Below are 20,911 nucleotides of genomic sequence, written 5' to 3' on the forward strand. Positions count from 1 at the left end.
ATATATTACAACCATTTTTTCTTTTTAAAATATAGGATTTCGCATAAAGAACTAAAAACCATTATAAATATAACAATAAAATAACTGTATTTAGCATGTAGTTCGGGCATATTTTCAAAATTCATACCATAAATTCCTGTTATAATTGTAAGCGGCATCATAATTGTAGTGATTATAGTTAAAATCTTCATAACTTTATTCATGGAATTAGATAATTGCGAAGAATAAAGCTCTAAACAAGATGTAACCATTTCATGATCAGATTCAATTAAATCATATATACGAAGTATATGGTCATATATATCAGAGAAATATAATCTGTATTTCTCAGTTATAATATCATCATGCCTCAAAAGAGTATTTAATACTTCTCGTAGTGGAGAAACAACTCGTCGTAGCTTAATAACGCTTTTTTTTACTCTCATAATATTATTAAGAGTACTTTGAACAGGGTTGTTCATGGATTCTTCTTCTAAGATATTAATTTTTTCTTCAAGTTTATCCGTTATAATAAACAATTGGTCTGTTGATTCATCAAGAATATGGTACAAAACAAAATCACTTCCATTAGAAACAATGTCTAAACCTTTGTTTATGTCATTTATAATCTTTTTTATTGATTTACTTTCTCCATAATGTATTGTTATAATATAATTCGAGCTAATATATACATATATGTTATTATAAGAAAATGTATTATTTGGATGACTATCTGATGTGGCAATAATTAAAAAATGATAATCATTGTAGTCGTTTATTTTACTCCTCCTACTCTTATGAATGCAGTCATCAATAGTGAGAGGATGAAAATTAAATTTACCTTTCAAAAATTCAAAATCACTATCAGTTGGATTATTAATATTAAGCCAAAACACTTCTTTTGTATTTGATGTGTTATTAGCAAAGGCTTTCTCTATGGTTTCAAATTGATGCACTTCATTATCAATATAACTAATCAATAAAATCACTCCCTTTATGTCTTTCAATATCCATTTAATATGTGTAGCCTCTTAACTAGTTTAATCTATATATTATAACATTATAATTGTTTAAATTCAGATATTTATGGGTATTTTTAGAAATGATATGCTAAAGGTAACTACATAAATAGAGCAGAGTATCACATTGTGTTTATAAAATTTAACTTAATATCAGAATGAGATGAATGTGGCTGAATTAATAATGTCAGTTTGTATTTTATAGCAAATTAAGAGTATAATGTATACATATCAGTATAATTTAGATGTAAGAAAATTTACTGAAAAATATAAATCAATTGGAGGTACGTACATATGTTAAAACAAACATTAAAAGATGATATTATTAAGTATATGAAGAGTAAGGATAAGATAAGACTAACTGCTTTAAGGACTTTAATGGCTGAGGTTAAATATAAGGAAATGGACTTAAAGAAAGAACTTGAAGACAATGAGTTAATAGGTATTATTGAGAAAACAATTAAACAATTAAATGAAACTCTTAGCTATGCAAAACAAGCGAGCAAAGAAGAAATTATAGCTGAGACAGAGATTGCCATTGAAATGTTCACAGTTTATATGCCAAAGCAATTTACAGGCGAGGAAGCAAAGGCAATTGTCATTGGAGTTATTGCAGAAAATGGCTTTAAGGGAAATGGTGACATGGGTAAGGTTATGAAGGCTGTTATGCCACAGTTAAAAGGAAAGTATGATAGCAAGAAGATAAATCCTCTTGTGAAGGAATTACTGGCGTAAGAGAAAATTTTTGGAATAGAATGTAGATAGAAAAGTAAGCTAACAATCATAAATTTATGATTGTTAGCTTATTTAAATTTATGGTATACTAGGTATGCTAACTTTTTGAGATACAAAAGGTAGATATATTTATTACAATGGAGGAATTATTATGAAAATGAATGAGTTACCAACGTATTTTAAAGAAATTGATAATGAACTATGGTTTGAAGAAGTTGAAGTTGAGAAAAAAAATTTGAAAATTACTTACAAAATCAATAAATGTTTTTCCTATTCTAAGTCTCCATATCAAGAGGTAGCACTTATTGATTCTGCGGCATTTGGTCCGTGTCTTGTTCTTGATGGTGTAATGCAGACCACTTCGGCAGATGGCTTTATATATAATGAAATGATTACTCATATTCCAGTACTTACTCATAAAAATCCACGAAAAGTCTTGGTAATTGGTGGAGGAGACTGTGGAGCGGTAAGAGAGTTATCAAAGTATGAGGACCTTGAGACAATTGATATGGTGGAGCTTGACGAAGTAGTAACAAAAGAATGTATAAAATTCCTTCCGGAAATAAGTGGAGGTTCTGATTTTGATAAAAGAATCAATTTTAAATTCGGAGATGGAGTTGAATATGTAAAGAGTACTGATATTAAGTATGATATAATCATGGTGGATTCACCAGATCCTGAGGGTCCTGCTAAGGATTTATTTGGAGAAGAATTTTATGAAAATGTAAAGAAAACATTGAATGCTGACGGAGTAATGGTATGTCAAAGTGAATCACCAATGATACATCGTAACATAATTGAGAATACAAGAAGCATATTAAAGAAGAACTTTAAAATTGTAAAAACTTATATAGCGTTTGTTCCAACTTATCCAGGCGGATTATGGAGTTTTACAATGGCGTCAGATGTTTATGATCCTAGCAATATGGACGTAAGTAAATTGCCTTTTGAAACTCGCTATTTAACAAAGAACATTGCAAAATCTTGCTTTGATCTTCCAAATTTCATAAGTGATTTAAAATAGGAACACAGAAAAATGATATTTTCGTTCATACATCTGCAATTCAAAATTCAAGAAAAAATCTTGAAGATGGCGAAAAAGTTCAATTTGAAACAGAAGAAGGACCTAAGGGACTTCAAGCAATTGAGGTTTCAGCAATATAAATAGTATTTATAGTAAGAAAGACCACCTTTTATAAGGTGGTCTTTCTATGATAGGGTAGCTTATTTTTTGATGGAATCAGGCTATTAGTTTAAAATGAAATTATTTAGGCATAATAATAATAAATAGTAAATTAATTATAAATAGGGGGTATCAGATATTGGATAAGTTAAGTCTTCAGCGTAAAGAAATAGAAGAGGTTTATGGTAAAATAAGCCCTTTTGAACTTAAAGATAAATTAATCAATCTTGCGGAAGAGTCAAAAAAAAGTGGTACACACACACTTCTAGATGCAGGTAGAGGAAATCCTAATTGGATTGCAGCTTCTCCAAGAGAAGCATTTTTCACTTTTGGTCAATTTGCTATTGAAGAAAGTCGCAAGGTATGGAGTGAGTGCGACTTAGCTGGAATGCCGAGGAAAGAAGGGATTACAAAGCATTTTATAAATTTTGCAAAAAAACATCAAGATGCTCCAGGAATTGAGCTTCTTTGTAAAATGATTGATTACGGTATAATAGTCAAAAAATTTAATTCAGATGATTGGATTTACGAATTGGTAGATGGAATTATTGGCGATAATTATCCGAAACCAGATAGAATGTTAGTACATGTTGAAAGTGTAGTAAACGACTATCTTGTTCAGGAGTTATGTTACAATGAGTTACTTCCAGGGAAATTTAAAACATTTGCAGTTGAAGGTGCTACGGCCGCGATGTGCTATATTTTTGATACATTGATTGCAAACAATATATTGTCAAAGGGAGATAAAATCGCACTTATAGCACCAATTTTTACACCTTATCTTGAGATACCTCATTTACCACGCTATAATTTTGAAGTTGTTGAAGTCTTGGCTGACGAAATAACTGAAGATGGTAGACATACATGGCAATATTCTTCTAAAGAAATTGAGAAAATAAATGATTCAAGCATAAAGGCATTATTTATAGTTAATCCAAGTAATCCAGGTTCTGTTGCAATGAAACCCAAAACTGTTAATCAGCTAAAAAACATTGTAGAGAATGTTAATCCAGATTTAATGATTATTTCAGATGATGTATATGGTACTTTTGTAGACGAGTTCCGCTCATTAATGGCAGATTTGCCATACAATACAATTGGAGTGTATTCTTATTCAAAATATTTTGGAGTAACTGGCTGGCGTCTTGGAACTATTTCACTTTATGAAGACAATGTATTTGATAAACTATTAAGGCAGCAAGATGAAGACAAGAAGGGGAGAGCAAGAATACGCTACGGCGGAATTTCTACTGAGCCTGATAATATTGCTTTTATCGATAGAATAGTAGCAGATAGCCGTCAGGTAGCACTTAATCATACTGCAGGATTATCAACACCACAACAAGTACAAATGGCATTTTTTTCGCTATTTGCTATAACTGATAAAGAAAATAGATATAAGCAATTAACAAAAGATATTTGTCGTAACCGTAAAAAACTTTTGCTGGATGGATTGGGACTGGATTTACAGGAAGATCCTTTCGATGCGTCTTACTATACTCAATTTGATTTACTAGAGTGGGCAGGGCGAAAATATAATGCGGAATTTATGCAATATTTACAAGCAAATTATAAACCAGTAGACATTCTTATACGTCTAGCAGAGCAATCTTCTATAGTTTTGTTAGGCAGTAGTGGATTCCATGGCCCAGAGTGGGCTATCAGAATATCACTTGCAAATCTTAATGATGAATCTTATTCTAAAATTGGAAAAGTTCTACATAAAGTATTGGAAGACTATGCAAAAGAATGGAATGAATCTAAGCAAGTTAAATAAAGCCAATGAATAAAAAATCCCTTTTTAAAAATACTAATTGTAGATATGCAAAGTAGAAATAAAAATTATTATAATATACTTGAGTATCTTAAGAAAAATTGTAGGGAGGGAGTAAGATGACTAAAAGAACATTAGTACCAGAAGCAATGGGAAAACTTGAAAAATTCAAAATGGAAGTAGCGGAAGACATGGGACTAGGTGACATTGAAAGCAAAAGTGTATATATGGGAGACGTTCCTAGTGGAATTGTAAATAAGATAAAGAATTCAGGTAATGTTGGTGGAGAGATGGTAAGGAGAATGGTAGAAGCAGCAGAAAAAAATATGGTGGATAATAACAAGTAGAAAAAAACATAATGAAACTAAAAAATATAAGCAGAGAGTTATTTCTGCTTATATTTTTTAGTTTCATTATGTTAGTAAATTTTTTCTATAGTTACTTCGTAATTACCCTCTGGAGCTAAAACAATGCACTTATCTCCAAGGGATTTCTTGTATATTGCCATGCCCAGTGGAGATTCAATACTTATATTCATTAACTCGGGGTTAGTCTCTACTGTAGATACAAGGCATACTTTCTCAATATCATCTGTATCAAGGAATTTAATATCAGCCTCACCACCAAGACCTAAATGCTCATCATTACTGTAGTCTTCTACTACAGTACAACTTCTAAGTAATTCTTGAATCTTAATTACTCTATCATTATTGGTGGCTTCATCATCTTTAGCTGCATCATATTCTGCATTCTCACTTAAATCTCCGTGACCCTTTGCTTCTTTAATTGCTGCTGTTATTTCTTTTCTTTTTTCCCCAGTACGAAGTTCTAATTCTTCTTCTAATTTTGCTACTCCACTAGGTGTTAATATTGTATTTTTCATAATTTGTCACTCCTAACAATTTTATCCGCTATAATTTATTCTCTATATTTAAATATGTTAGCTATATTAAATTAAATTAAATGTAGAGAAAACAATAAAGAATTATTATATCATATTTTTGGTGAAAATATTTAATGAAATCTTAAAATTCAATAATTTAATAATAATAAAAACATATGTTATACTATAAAGTAGATATAGTAATGGTGAAATTTTTATACTGAGACATTTTATATTTATATTTTGATATGGAGGATAATTTTTATGAATCAAACAAAAGCACTAGGAACAGAAAGTATAGGAAAACTACTTTTTAAGTTTTCTATACCTGCAATAACCGGAATGATTGTCAATGCACTATATAACATTGTAGATAGAATTTATATAGGTCATATTAAGGGTGTAGGATCAAATGCACTATCAGGACTTGCTATAACTTTTCCAATATCAGTTATTATAATGGCTTTTGGCATGCTTGTTGGGGTAGGTGCTAGTGCAGTTATATCAATAAGACTAGGAGAAAAAAACAAAAAAGCCGCAGATGATATTTTGGGAAATGCAGTGATACTCATAACAATAATATCATTAGTACTTAGCTTGCTTGGAGTTTTGTTTTTAAACAAGCTTTTAATCTTATTTGGAGCAAGTGGAGACAGTATCCCTTATGCAAAAGCATATATACAAATCATACTTATGGGAGCGGTTTTTCAAAATATAGGATTTGGTATAAATAATATAATTAGAGCCGAAGGCAATCCAAAAATGGCAATGCTAACAATGGTATTTGGTGCAATTATTAATATTATATTAGATCCCATATTAATATTCGGTTTTAATATGGGAGTTGAGGGTGCTGCAATAGCAACCATAATTTCTCAAGCTTTTAATACTCTATGGGTACTTAAATATTTTACTTCTAAAAACAGTGGAAGTGTACTTAAAATAAAGAAAGTTAATTTAAAGCTTCATAGACATATTGTAAAGGATATTTTTGCTATTGGGATGGCTCCTTTTTCTATGCAAATTGCATCAAGCCTTGTAATTATTTTATATAATAAAGGTCTTTATGCTTACGGAGGGGATACTGCAATAGCTGCAATGGGAATATTAAATAGTATATCAATGCTTATTTTTATGCCTATATTTGGTATAAGCCAAGGAATTCAGCCTATAATAGGATATAATTATGGGGCTAAATCCTATTCAAGAGTTTTAAAGGTTTTAAAGTATTCAATAATCGCAGGGACTTGCATTGCTACAATTGGATTTATAAGTGTACAACTATTTGCTAGGCCTCTTATTGGTGTGTTTGTAGGTAATAATCCTGAACTAATAAATATGGGGGCACGTGGACTTAGAATTGACTTGATATTTTTACCTATTTTAGGTTTTCAAATTTTAGGAGCAAGCTATTTTCAAGCAATAAATGAGGCGAAAACCTCAATGATTTTAAGTGTTTTAAGACAAGTCATAGTATTAATTCCTCTTATTCTTATACTCCCATTATATTTCGAATTGGATGGACTATGGCTTTCACAACCTTGTGCAGATTTGATTGCTACAGCATTAACAGCATTTTTCTTATACAGAAGTATTAATAAACTTAAATAGAGCTTGTGCCACCCAAGTGGCAAGTGGCATCAATGCCATTTGCCACTTGGATGGCACTTATTTTCTAATACCATAACCCCCATATATAGTTTTAGTATCCACTAGGGAAATTACAGCGTTAATATTGGAATTTTTTATTAATTGTAATATTTTAGATTTTCTTTTTCTTTTAACATGTAATACAAGTATTTTTTTAGATTCTTTTAGACCTTCTGCGTCCATAATAGTAACTCCTATATTTTCTGATCTTAATATTTTAGCTAGTGTTGGGCCATCTTTTTCAGATACTATTGCATTTATGGTTACTAGTCCTAGTGCTAGTTTTTCTTCTAAAATGCAACCAATATAATTCCCACAAGCAAATCCTAATGCATATGCTACCATTTTGAATGGTTCCTCATTTATTCCAATAAGTACTGTGGTAATTAAATACAACCATATAATTACTTCGAAAAAGCCGATAATAGAACCAAAAAATTTTTCACCTCTAGTTATAAGGACTGTTCTAACTGTTGCTAATGAAACCTCAATTATTTTAGCGAGAAAAATGAGGATGTAAATAAACATATGCAGCACTCCTCTATTAAAATATTTATAGATTCTAACTCTTCTATTATATTCTATAATTTGATTGATTAAAAGGGTTTTACTAATAGATATGGTAAAAAGTTAATATATATTTATGTTAATAAAAATAATTTTAAAAATTGCAGCTAGCACGTGACATGTAATCCTAAAACACTTTGCAAAAAGCATGGTAAATAGCTTAAAGCTATAAAAAAACAAGGAGGCAGATGGCCTCCTCGACTGTTGTTAAACCATCATCTTCGATGCTTTAGCATTAACGGCTTCAGAAGGAGATTTACAATCCCACTGAAGTTTTTTCTTTTCTATGGTATGTGACACCCACTTATAGAAGTAGGTGACGTTCCTTCTGAAATGTCGTTAAAGGGTTATTCAATCGTTTTATCTAATGGACAGTGAAAGTAATAAATTATTTATTATATAAATCTGGATTTTCAAATTTATTTCCCAGGATATCTCCCAAAGAGACGTCAATAATACTGCGACTTGAAGAGCCTTCTAGCTCTTCAAGCTGAAAATTCGTTATAGTATCATTCCAAACCACATTGTAAACAGTAGATGAAATTTTAATATAATCTCCTTCATATACATCGATTCCATTTTTATCAGATAAGTATACCCATTGAAGCAATTCGTATTCTTCGATGGGCCTCCAAGTCACACCAGGGAGTTTAAGAGCAGAAGTAAGGAAGCTTTTTGCATCAAAAGTCATGCCTTGTAGTTTATGCATTTTCTGTCTATAATTATCCCAAGCTTTAAATTTTAATTGTTTCAATTTAAGTTACCACCTTTTCTATTTATAATTATATTTATTATCTTATCCAATTCGCGATGTCACTCATAAATTAACTGTTCAATAGCACAATAAAAAATAACTAATATTTTTCTGAATAATACATTAATATACATTTATCTAATCTTTGACTTAATTTTAATACATCCTTATGATTTAAGCCTTTTAGTGAAATAAGTCTTTCTAATTCTTCTCTAAGTTTTTCTGTATCAAGTATAAGATTACCCATTAATTATTATTCCTTTCTGAATTATTATAATTTCCATAAATACAAATTATACTATAAGCACAATAAAATACTGTTATAGTAGAGTATATTGATTTTTATGTAACCACTAGATCCATAAAGTTTACATGAAAATAGGAAAATTAATCTCCGCTTATAAATACGTTAATATATTTAGATTTAAGGGGGGAAAAGAAAAATATATTAAATAATACAAGAAAAGAAGGGCAATGGGATTAAAATTGTAATTTTATGCGTGAAATGGTACAATGAATATATAAGTAAAGATATTGAAAGATAATATTTGTTGGTTACAAATAAAAAAAAATTTAGAATGGGGTGAAGTCTTTGTTAGCTTATAATAATTCTACATTTGAAAAATATTTAAAAATATCTAACATAGGACTAAGTAAATTCACTTCAGCAAAAGTTAATATGGAGTTAAATTACAATTCAATTTAAAACACCTAGAAAGTGACATGTGCTTTCTAGGTGTTTTATTTTTAGAATTTGAGAGTTTAAAAATATAAAATTAAAAGGAGAATAATTATGAATAAAAGTGAAATTATTATTAAGGGATTACCTGTAAAAACAACTAGGCTAGAGAATGGAGATGTTAATTTACTTTTTAAAATAGCTAACTATGATAAGACACAATCAATTTATAGAGTAATTGTAAAAAAAGATTACTGGAGAGATGCAGTAATAGGTATGAAGGATGTAAATTACTTTGTTATTAAAGGTGAACTGAAGGCCTGCGTAAATAGCAAAGGTACACCGTTTATTTCAGTAGAGGCAAACTCAATTAAAATATTCCATTTGTTAAAAGATGAGAATGGACAAATAGATTTAAATTATGAAATGCCAGCTGGAACTGATGAAATAATGGATATTTCAAAGCTAGTAAATGAGAATGAAAATCTGTCAATAAAACGTTCAAAGAACAAAGCAATAAATTATATGAAGAATAATAATAAATTTAACAAACCTATTGTTGTGAAAAAAGGAAGTCTTGTAATAGTATCAGGATATGATGAATATGCTGCAGCACTAGAACTTGGAATAAATAATGTGCCAGTTTCATATGCAGATAATTAACAAGTGGGAACAATATTCCCACTATTTTTTTTCGAATATGAAATCTTTAATATAGAATACTCTCTAACTATGCCATATAGCTACATAATGGGAGTATTATCTAGCATATGTTTCATTTTTACCACTATGTAAACTATATCCTAATATTCAAAGAACTATAACATTTGTTCTTAGTTTATGGAGTTATGTAAACAGGCAATCCTATGATACCATATAAGTTGTCAGTTATAATTAAAAGACAATAGCTGACTTTTATTAGTTTATAGAGGAGAGGGAATATGTTAGAGTTTAAGAATATAACAAAGGTTTTCAAAAACCAAACAATAATTAAGGATATTAGTTTTACTGTAAATAAAGGAGAGTTCATAATTATAGTAGGACAAAGTGGTTGTGGTAAAACCACAACTTTAAAAATGATTAATAAGTTAATTACACCAACTTCGGGAAATATATATTTAGATGGTAAAGATATATCAAAGGAAGATACCATTAAGATTAGGCGCAATATGGGATATGTCATACAGCAAACAGGACTTTTACCACATATGACTGTAGGAGAAAATATTGGATTAATACCAAGATTAGAAAAATGGTCAGAGGATAAGATAGTTGAAAGAACAAATGAACTTTTTAAAATGGTAGGGATGGAACCCGCGCAGTATGTAGATAGATATCCTTGTGAATTAAGTGGAGGTCAGCAACAAAGAATTGGCGTAGCAAGAGCTTGGGCAACAAATCCTGATATAATTCTTATGGACGAGCCCTTTAGCGCACTGGATCCAATTACGAGAAATCAGCTTCAAGATGAATTGTTTAATCTTCAACAAGAGTTTAAAAAAACTATAATTTTTGTAACTCATGATATGGATGAAGCACTTAAGCTTGGTGATAGAATTTGCATTATGAAAGACGGGGATATACTTCAGTTTGATAGTCCAGAAGAAATTTTAAACAACCCTGCTAATGATTTTGTTAAAGAGTTTATAGGGAAAAATAGGATATGGCAGCAGGCTGAATTTATAAAGGCTAAGGATATTATGATTACTGATCCAATTAAAATTACCGGTAGTAGAACAGTAGTTCAAGCTGTAGAAATCATGAAGTCACATAAAGTAGACAGTTTATTAATTGTTAATAAAGAAAATAATATAGATGGAATTGTTACCCTAAAAAATATTAGAAGAAATACCCTAGGGTCTATAAAGGTAGATACTATTATGGGACGTGAAATTAAAACTGTTAATTTAAATGATTCTCTAATAGATATACTAAATCTAATGAATGAACTTCAAATTGGGTATGTGCCAGTTGTAGATGATAGTTCAAAATTAGTTGGATTAATTACTGAAAATAGCTTGTTAATAGTTTTAAGCAATCAGTATATTAACCAGGAGGTAGAGGCGTAATGAATATGATAAATTCAATATCTAAATTTAATGACTTTGTAGTTTTAAGACAAGGTGAGATAATAAATTTAACAGTTGAGCATATTCAATTAACCATATTTGCTGTAATTATAGCTATAATTGTTGGAGTTCCACTAGGTATATTAATATCTAGAGTTAAAAAATTATCTGGACCAGTTATAGGTTTTGCAAATGTAATACAAGCAGTCCCTAGTTTGGCATTATTAGGGTTTTTAATACCAGTACTGGGAATAGGTAGCAGACCAGCAATACTTATGGTGTTTTTATACTCCTTACTTCCTATTATAAAAAATACCTATACTGGACTTATGAATATAAATCCAGATGTAATTGAGTCTTCTAAAGGGATGGGTATGACAAATAAACAAATACTTAAACTTGTTCAAATACCACTTGCACTTCCAATAATTATGACCGGCATAAGAGTAGCAGCAGTTACTGCGGTTGGACTTATGACAATTGCTGCTATTATAGGAGCAGGTGGACTTGGATATATGGTATTTTCAGGAGTACAGACTGTAGATAACTATATGATTCTAGCCGGAGCAATTCCTGCATGTCTACTCGCACTATTAATGGACTTTATTGTAGGGAAAATTGAACAAGGTGTAACACCGCCAGGAATTAGAAAGGCGAATGGCACAATTAAATTGTCTAAGAAGAAAAAATATAAGCTTAACAATATGCAAAAAATTGTAGCTAGTAGCTTATTAGTTATTATTGTAGTTAGTTGTACATTCATATTTACTAGAAAGAATGATGTGATTGTTGTAGGTTCTTCTAATAGCAATGAACAGACCATATTAGGGAATATGTTATCAATATTAATAGAAAAAAATACAGACTTAAAAGTAGAAAGAAAATTTAATCTAGGAGGTTCAGCCATAGCTTTTACTGCATTAAAAGCCGGTAAAATAGACGTGTGTCCTCAGTATACTGGTACGGCTTTAGTTGATATCATGAAGAAAAAACCTATTAGTGACCCATATAAGACTTATGAAGTTGTAAGTGATTATTCTAGTAAACACTACTCAATAACATGGCTAAAGCCTCTTGGGTTTAACGATACTTATGCATTAGCTGTAAGGCAAGACACTGCTCAAAAATACAATTTAGAGACTGTCTCGGACCTAGCAAAGGTAGATAAGAAACTTGTGCTAGGTTGTACAATAGAATTTAGTAATAGAGAAGATGGTTATTTGGGATTAAATAAATTATATAACTTGAAGTTTAAAGGTGTTAGAGCAATTGACGGTGGCTTAAGGTATACATCCTTAAATAACAATAAAACAGATGTTCTAGATGCTTTTAGTACTGAGGGATTGCTAAAGGCATTTAAACTTAAGGTTTTAAAAGATGATAAACATTTCTTTCCACCTTATGATGCCGTGCCGACAATTAATAATAAAATGCTTAAAAAACATCCAGAACTTAAACCTTTAATTAATAAGTTAGCTGGAAAAATTGATGATGAGACTATGATAGATTTAAATTATAAGGTCGATAAGCTTAGTCAAAAGCCAGAAAAAGTTGCAGAAGACTTTTTGAGAGGAAATAAATTGATTAAATAGTAGGCTATTTTACTAAGGCTTTAAGTTATAAGAAAAGTGCCAGATATGATTTAATTTCATAACTGGCACTTTTCTTATATAAATGCATTATGCAGTTTAGATCTATAAAAGAATTATTCTGTAATTGGGAACCAACCAGGTGTGTTTATAATTGCATTCCAAAGTGGCGCTGGTATATCTAGTGCTTTTTCTTGAGTTTTACTCAAGGTAGTACGTATTTCTGATATTTTCCCACTTTGAACTTTGAGAACCCACTCTGGGTCCATGATTATCTCTCTGCCAAGAGATATGAAATCTACACCACTATCCAATGCCTTAATAGCATCCTCTGGTGTATGGATGGAACCCACGCCAATGAATGGTACTCTACCATGTATCTTGTCCAATATTTTGCAAATAATAGGACTTGTAGTTTTTGTATTTCTCATTGAGCTTTGCCAAAAATCCATTATTGAACTATGCAAGTAATTTAGCCCTTGATTTGCTAATATATCTATAAATAAAAGGGTATCTTCTAGAGTTATACCTGGTTTCTCCATTTCCTCTGGTGAAAAACGGTAGCCCATTATAAAGCTATCACTAGCGTTTTCTTTTACTACTTTTTTAACTTCTGCTATAATAGCCAATGGGAAATTCATTCGTTTTTCTACATTTCCGCCCCAATGATCTTTTCTGCGGTTAGAGTGTGGGGAGAAAAACTGTTGTAATAAATATGTGTTAGCCCCGTGAATTTCTACACCATCAAAACCGGCTTCTATAGCTAATTTTGCTGTTTCACCAAATGCTTTAATAGTATCTTGAATCTCTGCTTCTGTCATTTCTCTAGGTGTCATCGCGCCTGGTCTTTCTGGTGCTACTGCGCTGGCACTAATAGTTTGTCCATCCGGTATATCAGCAGGAATTGCCATTCTACCTGCGTGAAATATTTGTAGGATTGCCAATGCGCCTTCGCCCTTTATAGCTCCAGCCAATCTTTTTAGTCCTGGTAAAAAGCTGTTATCATAGGCGGCAAATTGTCCTGGAAAACCCTTGCCAGATAAGCTTACATAGGTTGCAGCAGTAATTACAATTCCTACACCTTTTGACCTGGCCTTATAATAACTGAGTTCTGCCTCAGATACAGTTCCGTCAGGGTTGCCTGAAAAAGTAGTCATAGGTGCCATAACTATAGGATTTTTTACATTTATTGATGAACCTAAAATTCTAGGTTGGAGTAGTTTTTCAATTTTCAATTTAATCTCTTCCTTTCAAAATAAATATTAGTATGTTTTTCTATTATTTTAATATTACTACAGTTTAATATATTTGTAAACAATAATAATTATTAATAAATATTTATTAAAAATTAAGGAGTATTCACTTTAATATCATTATCTAATAATAAATTAATTTTTTATAGAATTGAAGTGTTTTTATATTTTCAATCGTTATATTAAGTGTAAGGACAAAAAAGGGGTGATGGTTATTCAAAAGGAGCAGTTTGCAAACTATATAAAACAATATGAACGCTTAATCATTACTATTTGCCTATCCTTTACAAAAAATTACTTTGATGCAGAAGATTTGGCTCAACAAACTTTTTTGTCTGCCTACACAAACTTAAGTAAATTTGATGGGGTGAATTTTAAGGCTTGGCTTACAACAATTGCCACAAATAAATGTAAAGATTTTCTTAAAAGTCCTGCAAGAGCAATTAATAGCTTATCTAATGAAGATTTTGATGGTTTAGTGGACACGGGAGATTTGCCTGAGGATAAACTTTTAAAAAAACATAGTAGGGAAAGGATATATAGTTTATGTAAAAAATTAAAAGAGCCCTATAGGGCGGTGGCCGTAAACTATTTTTGTGAAGATATTAAACTTTCCGATATGGCAAAAGATACAGGTCAGAGTTTGAAGACATTGCAAACCCATCTTTATAGATCTAAAAAACTGTTAAAAGTTTTATGGAAGGAGGAGTTAATGTGAGTAGTACACTATTTGAAGAAAAGGTCCATTTAACTAAAATATCGCTAAAAGCACTTAAAGAGGGGTCTTTAAGTGATAATGAACTAGTTTTATTATCAGAACACATCTGCAATTGTGAAGATTGTGCGGATATGCTGGCCAATAGTTTTAATGATAGTGAGCTTGCAAACGCTCCTTTGGGATTTGAGCAGGAAATAATGTGCAAAATAAAAAATAAAAAAGAAAACAATACTAGGTTTATGTTTTATTCTCTTAGGGTGGCAATGGCAGCAAGTATAGCATTGATGTTTGTTTTTTCAAATGGATTAAATTTCCTAGCCAATACTAAAACCAAAACATTGAATGTAAACCCAATGAGTTTAAGTACTATTAACACAGTTAATGAAAGGCTTAATAATTTCTCTCAAAAAATAATTAATTTGGAGGTTTTTAATAATGAAAAAGGAAAAAAATAAATTTTTAACCTTTTGTTTTTCAATGTTACCTGGAGCAGGGCACATGTATATGGGCTTTATGAAGATGGGACTATCACTTATGGCAGCATTCTTCTTTTTAATATTTCTTTCTAGCTTTCTTGCTATAGGTCCACTGCTCTTTGTATTGCCATTAATCTGGTTTTATTCATTTTTCGATTGTATGAATAAACGTTATTCTACAGATGAAGAATTTTTACTTTTAGAGGATAATTATTTATTTTCTCTTGATGAACTTGCAAAAATAGATAGTGGTATATTTAAAAAACACACCTTGTGGTCAGGAGTACTACTATTACTGCTTGGTGCCTACTTAATATGGAATAACGTTATAAATAGCTTAGCTAGCTATTTGCCAGATGGAGTATATAGAGTTATCAATAATATAACAAATGTGGCTCCTCAAATAATCATAGGTGTTGTAATAATTGTTGTAGGTGCAAAACTTATTATTGGTAAGAAAAAAGAGTGTGATATGAATGATTAAGGGACGTAGAGTGGGGACCTTTACAACCGGAATAGTTTTAGTTGTGTTTGGAATAATGTTTTTACTACGTTTAATAAATCCAAGTATTAATTATTTACAAGTAGCATCGCTGTGGCCTCTAGTTTTAGTTCTACTGGGAATTGAAATTATTATAGCATATTTAATAAACAAGGAAGGGATAATGAAATACGATTTCCACGCAATAATCCTGATAATAATGGTATCCGTATTTGCAATGGGTATGGGATGCATGGAGTATATAATTACTCATATGTCGCAGTTTAGAACTGTACTATAAATAAAGAAGCCATTTACTTAAATATATTTAGTAAATGGCTTCTTTATTTATAGTAGCAAATTTATAAAATTTATTCCTTATAATTTCAAAGTACAGTGGAGGCAGTTTGTATTGCACCATCTATAGAAAGGTGGCTATAGTTATGAAGAAATTTAACTAAGTGGGCTAAAACTGGTCAATATGTTTGAATATAGTGTGCAAACAGGATATAATATATTGAATACAAAATATTGGTTATTTTATATATTTACATAAATGTTTGGAGGGAATAAATGATTTGCAACAATTGTAATAATGAATTTACTAATATTAGTGAATTGAAATTTTGCCCATATTGTGGAGAGAAAATAGAAGAAGGCATTGATTCGAAAGTTAATAAAATAGAAAACGAGAATATAACTACCGGGAACATAAATAAGAAAAACCATGAGGATACACAACCTATGCCTGTAATAACAGAAGAAAATATAAAGAAGTATAACCGAGAAAACGGAGAAAAGTTTTTCGCTTCATTAAAAAAAACCTTTGCGAACATGAAAGTAATAAGAGAAAAAAAATCTGCTCCATTAAAGAAAACCTTTATGAATATGAAAGTAGTTATACCTATAATAGCCTTATTAGTTGTTATTGGAGGAGGGGTGTTTGCATACACATTTTTCATTGCAAGGCCCGTAGATGAAGTTAGAATAAAGGAAGACTTGATGGGAAAAATAATAACTCTGCCTAAAGGTACAAGCATAAAAATAAGCAAGGATAATATGAAAAGCTTCAGTATAAATACTAGAAATACAGATAAGAGTAAGGATGAGATAAAAATAGCATTAACTTTGAACAACGGCGCTATTGAGGCAAAGACTTTGGCATCAGTAGTATATGCTTACCAAGGTAAAAATCAATGGAAAATAAGTGACGGAGTTATATTGGATAAAGTTACTGCAATAAAACCGGTTGTAGGTATGGATGAAAAGAAGTTCTTTGAAGCCGTGAAAAAATTAAGTATAACCATTGCAGATACAAAAGTAGTATTAGGTGGACAAGAGGTTAAAAGTCTTGGTATAAGTTTAAAAACACCAGATTTAGAAAAGGGGAAAGAAGAAATTCTAATGCAAACATCTATAGACAGCGGACTTCTGGCTACTACAGGAAAAATAAAGTGCAAGCTTGTTTTTGAAAATGAAGCATGGAGAATTGCTACTACCGAGAAAAATAGCACTGAGGATTTTGCATTAGTAATGTCGCCAACTTTTTCTGATGAAAAGGTTATTGAAGCTGTAAGGGAAAATGGATTGGAAGAAACAGTAACTTATTCGAATTTTTTTGGAGGCAAAGGGTTTACTGTAAAGGATAGTTTTACTAAGAGTATTAATGTAGCTGGTAAAAGGTATGATGCAGAAAAAGGAGTACTATATGTTAATGCTAAGAGGGAAAATACAGCGGGGGAAATAAAATCAGTATTAACAACTGGTTATACTTTCTCAATATCTTTAAGCAAAATAGCGTTAACAGATAAAGCAAAAACTACTGTTAATAGTGGGACAATAAATAATGTAACGACTCCACGAGTAATATCAACTATTACTAATGTTGAAGTTGAAGGAAGTAATTTGTTTTTCTGGTGGTCTAATAATCATAAAATAACACCAGAAGAAGCGAAGACATTTAAAACTAGTAAAATATTATCCAAAAATGGTTTTGAAAATATAAAATATGTTTATGGAAGTATTGCTTATAAGGATGAAAGAACTAAACCGCTAAAAACGGTGGCAGACGAGTACTAATGCGCTTAATTTAATTTTTACATAAATAAAATATAAAGAAGTATCCTATTTACTAAGATACTTCTTTATTATAATACACACTTCCTATAAACTTTTATTGTCGAAATAAAAAATAAGGAAGTGTTATTATTTATGTCAGAATTAAGAGAAAAAATGAAAATGGATATGGAACTAAGGGGTTATAGTCCAACGACTATAAAAAGCTATATTAATCACGTTAGTAACTTTGCTAAATTTTACAACAAATCACCAAAGTATTTAGGTGAAAAAGAAATTTGTGAATATCTACATTATTGTATCATTATAAAGAAATTAAGTGAAGGAACAGTTAATTATATTAATTCAAGCCTTAAATTTTTTTATACTAAAACTCTGAATAGATACTGGAATTCGGACAAAATCGCAAGGATGAAAGAACCATCAAAATTACCTGCTGTATTATCCCCAGATGAGGTTAAGTCTATCTTTGATGTTACTGAAAACCTTAAGCATAAGGCAATTCTCATGACGGTTTACTCCGCAGGCTTAAGGGTTAGTGAAGTTTGCAATTTAAAAATAACGGATATTGATAGTAAAAACATGCAAATATTAATTAGAGAGGGCAAGGGTAAAAAAGATAGATATTCATTGTTGTCAAAAGCAAATTTAGAAATCCTTAGAGAGTATTGGATAAAATATCATCCTACGGAATATTTATTTTCTGGAAAGGGTCGTACAGATTCTATAAGTCCACGTAGTGTTCAGAAAATGCTCGAGAAATCTATAAAAAAAACTAAAATCACTAAGCATGCAACTGTCCATACGCTTCGTCATAGCTTTGCAACTCACTTATTGGATGCTGGTACAGATATCTGCTACATTCAAAGACTTTTAGGACATACCAGAATAACTACTACCACTATTTATTTACATCTTAGAAGAATGGATTTACTTAATATAAAGAGTCCATTGGATGTGCTCTTAGGAGAAAAAGATGATTGAGATTCAAGATATATTTAATCAGTATGGCGATGAATATAGGAGAAATCATCAGCTTCCGCTGCACATTTTGAAAACTATGATTGATATTGAAGCTTGTAGAACAGAAGAGCTTGGTGGTCATATAGATGAATGTGATGAATGTGGGCATATTAGAGTTTCTTATAATTCCTGCCGAAACAGACATTGTCCTAAATGCCAAACTTTAGCAAAGGAAAGATGGCTTGAAAAAAGAAAAGAGGATTTATTACCCGTAGGGTATTTTCATGTAGTTTTCACTATACCTCAAGAACTTAACTATATAACTCTTACAAACCAAAAGGAAATGTATTCTATCCTCTTTAATGCTGTTTCAGAAACATTATTTGAACTTTCAAGAGATAAAAAATATTTAGGAGCCGAAATTGGATTTATGTCAATTTTACATACGTGGGGTCAAAACTTAATGAATCACCCTCACATGCATTGTATAGTTCCAAGTGGTGGTTTAACTTTTGATGGTACAAAATGGATAAATTCTAAAAAGAATTTTTTTATTCCAGTGAAAGTTTTATCAAGAATATTTAGAGGAAAATTCTTATTTTATCTTAAAAAAGCTTATTATAGTAATGCTCTTAAATATACTACTGGAATTGAGGAATTAACAGAAAAACACATATTCCAAAGCTTTGTAGGTAAGTTATATAAAAAAGAATGGGTTGTATACTGCAAACCCCCTTTCGGGAGTGCGGAGTACGTACTTGAATACCTTGGCAGATACACTCATAGAGTAGCGATATCTAATCATCGAATTGTAAATTTAGAAAATGGATATGTAACATTTAAGTGGAGAGATTATAAAGACCATAATAAAGAAAAATTTATGACTCTTGCGGTAGATGAATTTATTAGAAGATTTCTCATGCATGTTCTACCAAGAAAATTTGTAAAAATTAGACACTATGGGATATTAAGCAATAGAAATAGGTCAACTAAACTTCAAAAGTGCAAAGAACTTACAGGTGCAGTACAAAGTAAAGGTGAAAATTCAGATGTTAAGTTAAGTGCAGCGGAGCTTCTTTTAAAGATGACAGGAATAGATATAAATACATGTTCTTGCTGTGGTAAAGGTAAAATGATTATAAAAGAGAAGTTGAATCGCCAAAATTTTTCTCCACCTTGTGAAAAAAAATGGAATAGCGTCTCGTAGAGTGTTTATTTTGGGGAGGGGGAAAGTACGTCTATTTTTAGAAAATAATCAAAATTTAGAAGAGTTTAAGATACATTTATGGAAATTAAAGTGATTAATCTTAGTGTTAAAGCAAATTTCAGAAAGAGGGGAAAGATTGAATCTCCATAGTAGTGGAAACGCGGCATCGTTCTTTTGCTTGTTTCAGAAATTGAGCAGTTTTAGTGGCTATCATCATTTAAGTATATACTTATGGTGATAGTTTTTATCGGCTCAACATCTGAATCCAAACCTATACATAAAAAGAATAAAAGTCTTTCTGGTTCCTTTGTAGCATTATATTTCCTTGTTTATGATGGAACTAAAGGATACAACTGGAAATTGGATAAAATAATTGGTGCTGATTCACCTAATTACAATGCGCTTACTAAGGAAGCGAAAAATCAATAAAACATATAAATAAAAGCCAGCTAAGGTGAATATTAATAATTTTAGCTGGCTTTTTTACATCTTATGAGATTTCTTCTGTTTGATAATCTACTTTTAATAAAGCTTTCTAGATACTTCTTATAAATTTTAGTACTCTTAAACCAGGTATTCAATCTTTCAGATCCTCTCATAAAGCATATGGAGGCTAAAAGTAAGAAAGGGGATTGGGCGCTCTATTGGATTTCACACAAATACTATGACAAATTTATATGCTGTTCTTGGAATATTGTGAATTTATGCTAAAATATATTAAAAATCTTAAAATTTATGTTGAATAAATATAGGATATTAATATAATTGAAATATATGTATAAAATTAGAATTAAAGTGGAACTTGTTAATAATAAATACAAACAATTTGAAATAGTGTTATTGGATCATGGAGTGG

The 20,911-nt window shown here is 30.7% G+C and carries 23 protein-coding genes and 1 pseudogene; 17 read left to right on the plus strand and 7 right to left on the minus strand.

Translation table 11 applies throughout. From position 1 onward, the window contains the following. Positions 1 to 5: 5 nt before the first annotated feature. Positions 6 to 959 (minus strand): magnesium/cobalt transporter CorA, encoded by a 954-nt coding sequence (gene corA / locus G9F70_RS11135; RefSeq protein ID WP_164947463.1) that lies wholly within the window; start codon positions 957 to 959, stop codon positions 6 to 8. 333 nt (positions 960 to 1,292) lie between these two features. Between corA and G9F70_RS11140 the strand changes: the two genes are divergently transcribed. The 5 genes from G9F70_RS11140 to G9F70_RS11160 all read left to right on the plus strand — a co-directional run bounded on the left by G9F70_RS11140 (position 1,293) and on the right by G9F70_RS11160 (position 5,037). Further along, entirely contained in the window at positions 1,293 to 1,733 is a 441-nt protein-coding gene (locus G9F70_RS11140) for a GatB/YqeY domain-containing protein (protein WP_164947464.1), read from the plus strand. A gap of 151 nt (positions 1,734 to 1,884) precedes the next feature. After that, a complete protein-coding gene (gene speE, locus G9F70_RS11145; protein ID WP_164947465.1) occupies positions 1,885 to 2,757 on the plus strand; it encodes a polyamine aminopropyltransferase in 873 nt (290 codons plus the stop codon). Positions 2,758 to 2,774: 17 nt separating this feature from the next. Next, on the plus strand, positions 2,775 to 2,897 hold the full coding sequence (locus G9F70_RS11150; protein ID WP_224617843.1) for a cold shock domain-containing protein: 123 nt from the start codon (positions 2,775 to 2,777) through the stop codon (positions 2,895 to 2,897). 158 nt (positions 2,898 to 3,055) lie between these two features. Next, a complete protein-coding gene (gene aspD, locus G9F70_RS11155; protein ID WP_164947466.1) occupies positions 3,056 to 4,693 on the plus strand; it encodes an aspartate 4-decarboxylase in 1,638 nt (545 codons plus the stop codon). A 116-nt stretch (positions 4,694 to 4,809) separates the two neighbouring features. Next, on the plus strand, positions 4,810 to 5,037 hold the full coding sequence (locus G9F70_RS11160; protein WP_164947467.1) for an alpha/beta-type small acid-soluble spore protein: 228 nt from the start codon (positions 4,810 to 4,812) through the stop codon (positions 5,035 to 5,037). A gap of 71 nt (positions 5,038 to 5,108) precedes the next feature. Here G9F70_RS11160 and greA read toward each other — a convergent pair whose 3' ends face one another. Next, positions 5,109 to 5,573, minus strand: coding sequence for a transcription elongation factor GreA (gene greA / locus G9F70_RS11165; protein ID WP_164947468.1), 465 nt, complete (start codon positions 5,571 to 5,573; stop codon positions 5,109 to 5,111). Between the two features lie 264 nt (positions 5,574 to 5,837). On the opposite strand from greA, the gene G9F70_RS11170 reads away from it, so the two are divergent. Continuing rightward, positions 5,838 to 7,184, plus strand: a complete 1,347-nt coding sequence (locus G9F70_RS11170; RefSeq protein ID WP_164947469.1) for an MATE family efflux transporter — start codon at positions 5,838 to 5,840, stop codon at positions 7,182 to 7,184. A gap of 57 nt (positions 7,185 to 7,241) precedes the next feature. Here G9F70_RS11170 and G9F70_RS11175 read toward each other — a convergent pair whose 3' ends face one another. The 3 genes from G9F70_RS11175 to G9F70_RS11185 all read right to left on the minus strand — a co-directional run bounded on the left by G9F70_RS11175 (position 7,242) and on the right by G9F70_RS11185 (position 8,791). Further along, positions 7,242 to 7,751: a DUF2179 domain-containing protein gene (locus tag G9F70_RS11175; RefSeq protein WP_164947470.1), complete on the minus strand. Its 510-nt coding sequence runs from the start codon at positions 7,749 to 7,751 to the stop codon at positions 7,242 to 7,244. A gap of 427 nt (positions 7,752 to 8,178) precedes the next feature. After that, positions 8,179 to 8,544, minus strand: coding sequence for a YopX family protein (locus tag G9F70_RS11180; RefSeq protein ID WP_164947471.1), 366 nt, complete (start codon positions 8,542 to 8,544; stop codon positions 8,179 to 8,181). 100 nt (positions 8,545 to 8,644) lie between these two features. Beyond that, positions 8,645 to 8,791 (minus strand): aspartyl-phosphate phosphatase Spo0E family protein, encoded by a 147-nt coding sequence (locus G9F70_RS11185; protein WP_164947472.1) that lies wholly within the window; start codon positions 8,789 to 8,791, stop codon positions 8,645 to 8,647. Between the two features lie 546 nt (positions 8,792 to 9,337). Between G9F70_RS11185 and G9F70_RS11190 the strand changes: the two genes are divergently transcribed. From G9F70_RS11190 to G9F70_RS11200, 3 genes are all read left to right on the plus strand, one after another. Further along, positions 9,338 to 9,886 (plus strand): hypothetical protein, encoded by a 549-nt coding sequence (locus G9F70_RS11190; protein ID WP_164947473.1) that lies wholly within the window; start codon positions 9,338 to 9,340, stop codon positions 9,884 to 9,886. Between the two features lie 278 nt (positions 9,887 to 10,164). Then, positions 10,165 to 11,292, plus strand: coding sequence for an ABC transporter ATP-binding protein (locus G9F70_RS11195; protein ID WP_164947474.1), 1,128 nt, complete (start codon positions 10,165 to 10,167; stop codon positions 11,290 to 11,292). Further along, entirely contained in the window at positions 11,292 to 12,884 is a 1,593-nt protein-coding gene (locus G9F70_RS11200; protein WP_224617526.1) for a glycine betaine ABC transporter substrate-binding protein, read from the plus strand. Before G9F70_RS11195 ends, G9F70_RS11200 begins: the two co-directional genes overlap by 1 nt. Before the next feature lie 113 nt (positions 12,885 to 12,997). Here the strand turns inward: G9F70_RS11200 and G9F70_RS11205 are convergent, their stop codons facing one another. Next, a complete protein-coding gene (locus tag G9F70_RS11205; protein WP_164947475.1) occupies positions 12,998 to 14,116 on the minus strand; it encodes an NADH-dependent flavin oxidoreductase in 1,119 nt (372 codons plus the stop codon). 223 nt (positions 14,117 to 14,339) lie between these two features. Here G9F70_RS11205 and G9F70_RS11210 point away from each other — a divergent pair, with 223 nt between their 5' ends. The 8 genes from G9F70_RS11210 (at position 14,340) to G9F70_RS11245 (ending at position 20,484) form a co-directional block, all read left to right on the plus strand. Continuing rightward, positions 14,340 to 14,852: an RNA polymerase sigma factor gene (locus G9F70_RS11210; RefSeq protein ID WP_187353020.1), complete on the plus strand. Its 513-nt coding sequence runs from the start codon at positions 14,340 to 14,342 to the stop codon at positions 14,850 to 14,852. Next, a complete protein-coding gene (locus G9F70_RS11215; protein WP_164947477.1) occupies positions 14,849 to 15,307 on the plus strand; it encodes a hypothetical protein in 459 nt (152 codons plus the stop codon). Before G9F70_RS11210 ends, G9F70_RS11215 begins: the two co-directional genes overlap by 4 nt. After that, entirely contained in the window at positions 15,288 to 15,812 is a 525-nt protein-coding gene (locus tag G9F70_RS11220; RefSeq protein ID WP_164947478.1) for a hypothetical protein, read from the plus strand. The genes G9F70_RS11215 and G9F70_RS11220 overlap by 20 nt, the downstream gene beginning before the upstream one ends. Continuing rightward, the gene (locus tag G9F70_RS11225) at positions 15,805 to 16,110 is read left to right on the plus strand and encodes a LiaI-LiaF-like domain-containing protein (RefSeq protein ID WP_164947479.1); all 306 of its coding nucleotides are present in this window, start codon (positions 15,805 to 15,807) and stop codon (positions 16,108 to 16,110) included. The genes G9F70_RS11220 and G9F70_RS11225 overlap by 8 nt, the downstream gene beginning before the upstream one ends. A gap of 272 nt (positions 16,111 to 16,382) precedes the next feature. After that, positions 16,383 to 17,888, plus strand: a complete 1,506-nt coding sequence (locus tag G9F70_RS11230) for a hypothetical protein (RefSeq protein ID WP_164947480.1) — start codon at positions 16,383 to 16,385, stop codon at positions 17,886 to 17,888. A 132-nt stretch (positions 17,889 to 18,020) separates the two neighbouring features. Continuing rightward, on the plus strand, positions 18,021 to 18,869 hold the full coding sequence (locus G9F70_RS11235) for a site-specific integrase (protein WP_220322476.1): 849 nt from the start codon (positions 18,021 to 18,023) through the stop codon (positions 18,867 to 18,869). Continuing rightward, entirely contained in the window at positions 18,862 to 20,055 is a 1,194-nt protein-coding gene (locus G9F70_RS11240) for an IS91 family transposase (RefSeq protein ID WP_224617502.1), read from the plus strand. The genes G9F70_RS11235 and G9F70_RS11240 overlap by 8 nt, the downstream gene beginning before the upstream one ends. A gap of 231 nt (positions 20,056 to 20,286) precedes the next feature. Beyond that, a complete protein-coding gene (locus tag G9F70_RS11245) occupies positions 20,287 to 20,484 on the plus strand; it encodes a hypothetical protein (protein WP_164947981.1) in 198 nt (65 codons plus the stop codon). A 41-nt stretch (positions 20,485 to 20,525) separates the two neighbouring features. Here G9F70_RS11245 and G9F70_RS11250 read toward each other — a convergent pair. Then, a pseudogene (locus tag G9F70_RS11250) lies at positions 20,526 to 20,672 on the minus strand (hypothetical protein); the annotation flags it as partial. Positions 20,673 to 20,911: the final 239 nt, after the last annotated feature.

This window comes from Clostridium sp. FP1, assembly GCF_011065975.2.
Taxonomy (GTDB): domain Bacteria; phylum Bacillota; class Clostridia; order Clostridiales; family Clostridiaceae; genus Clostridium_AD; species Clostridium_AD tagluense.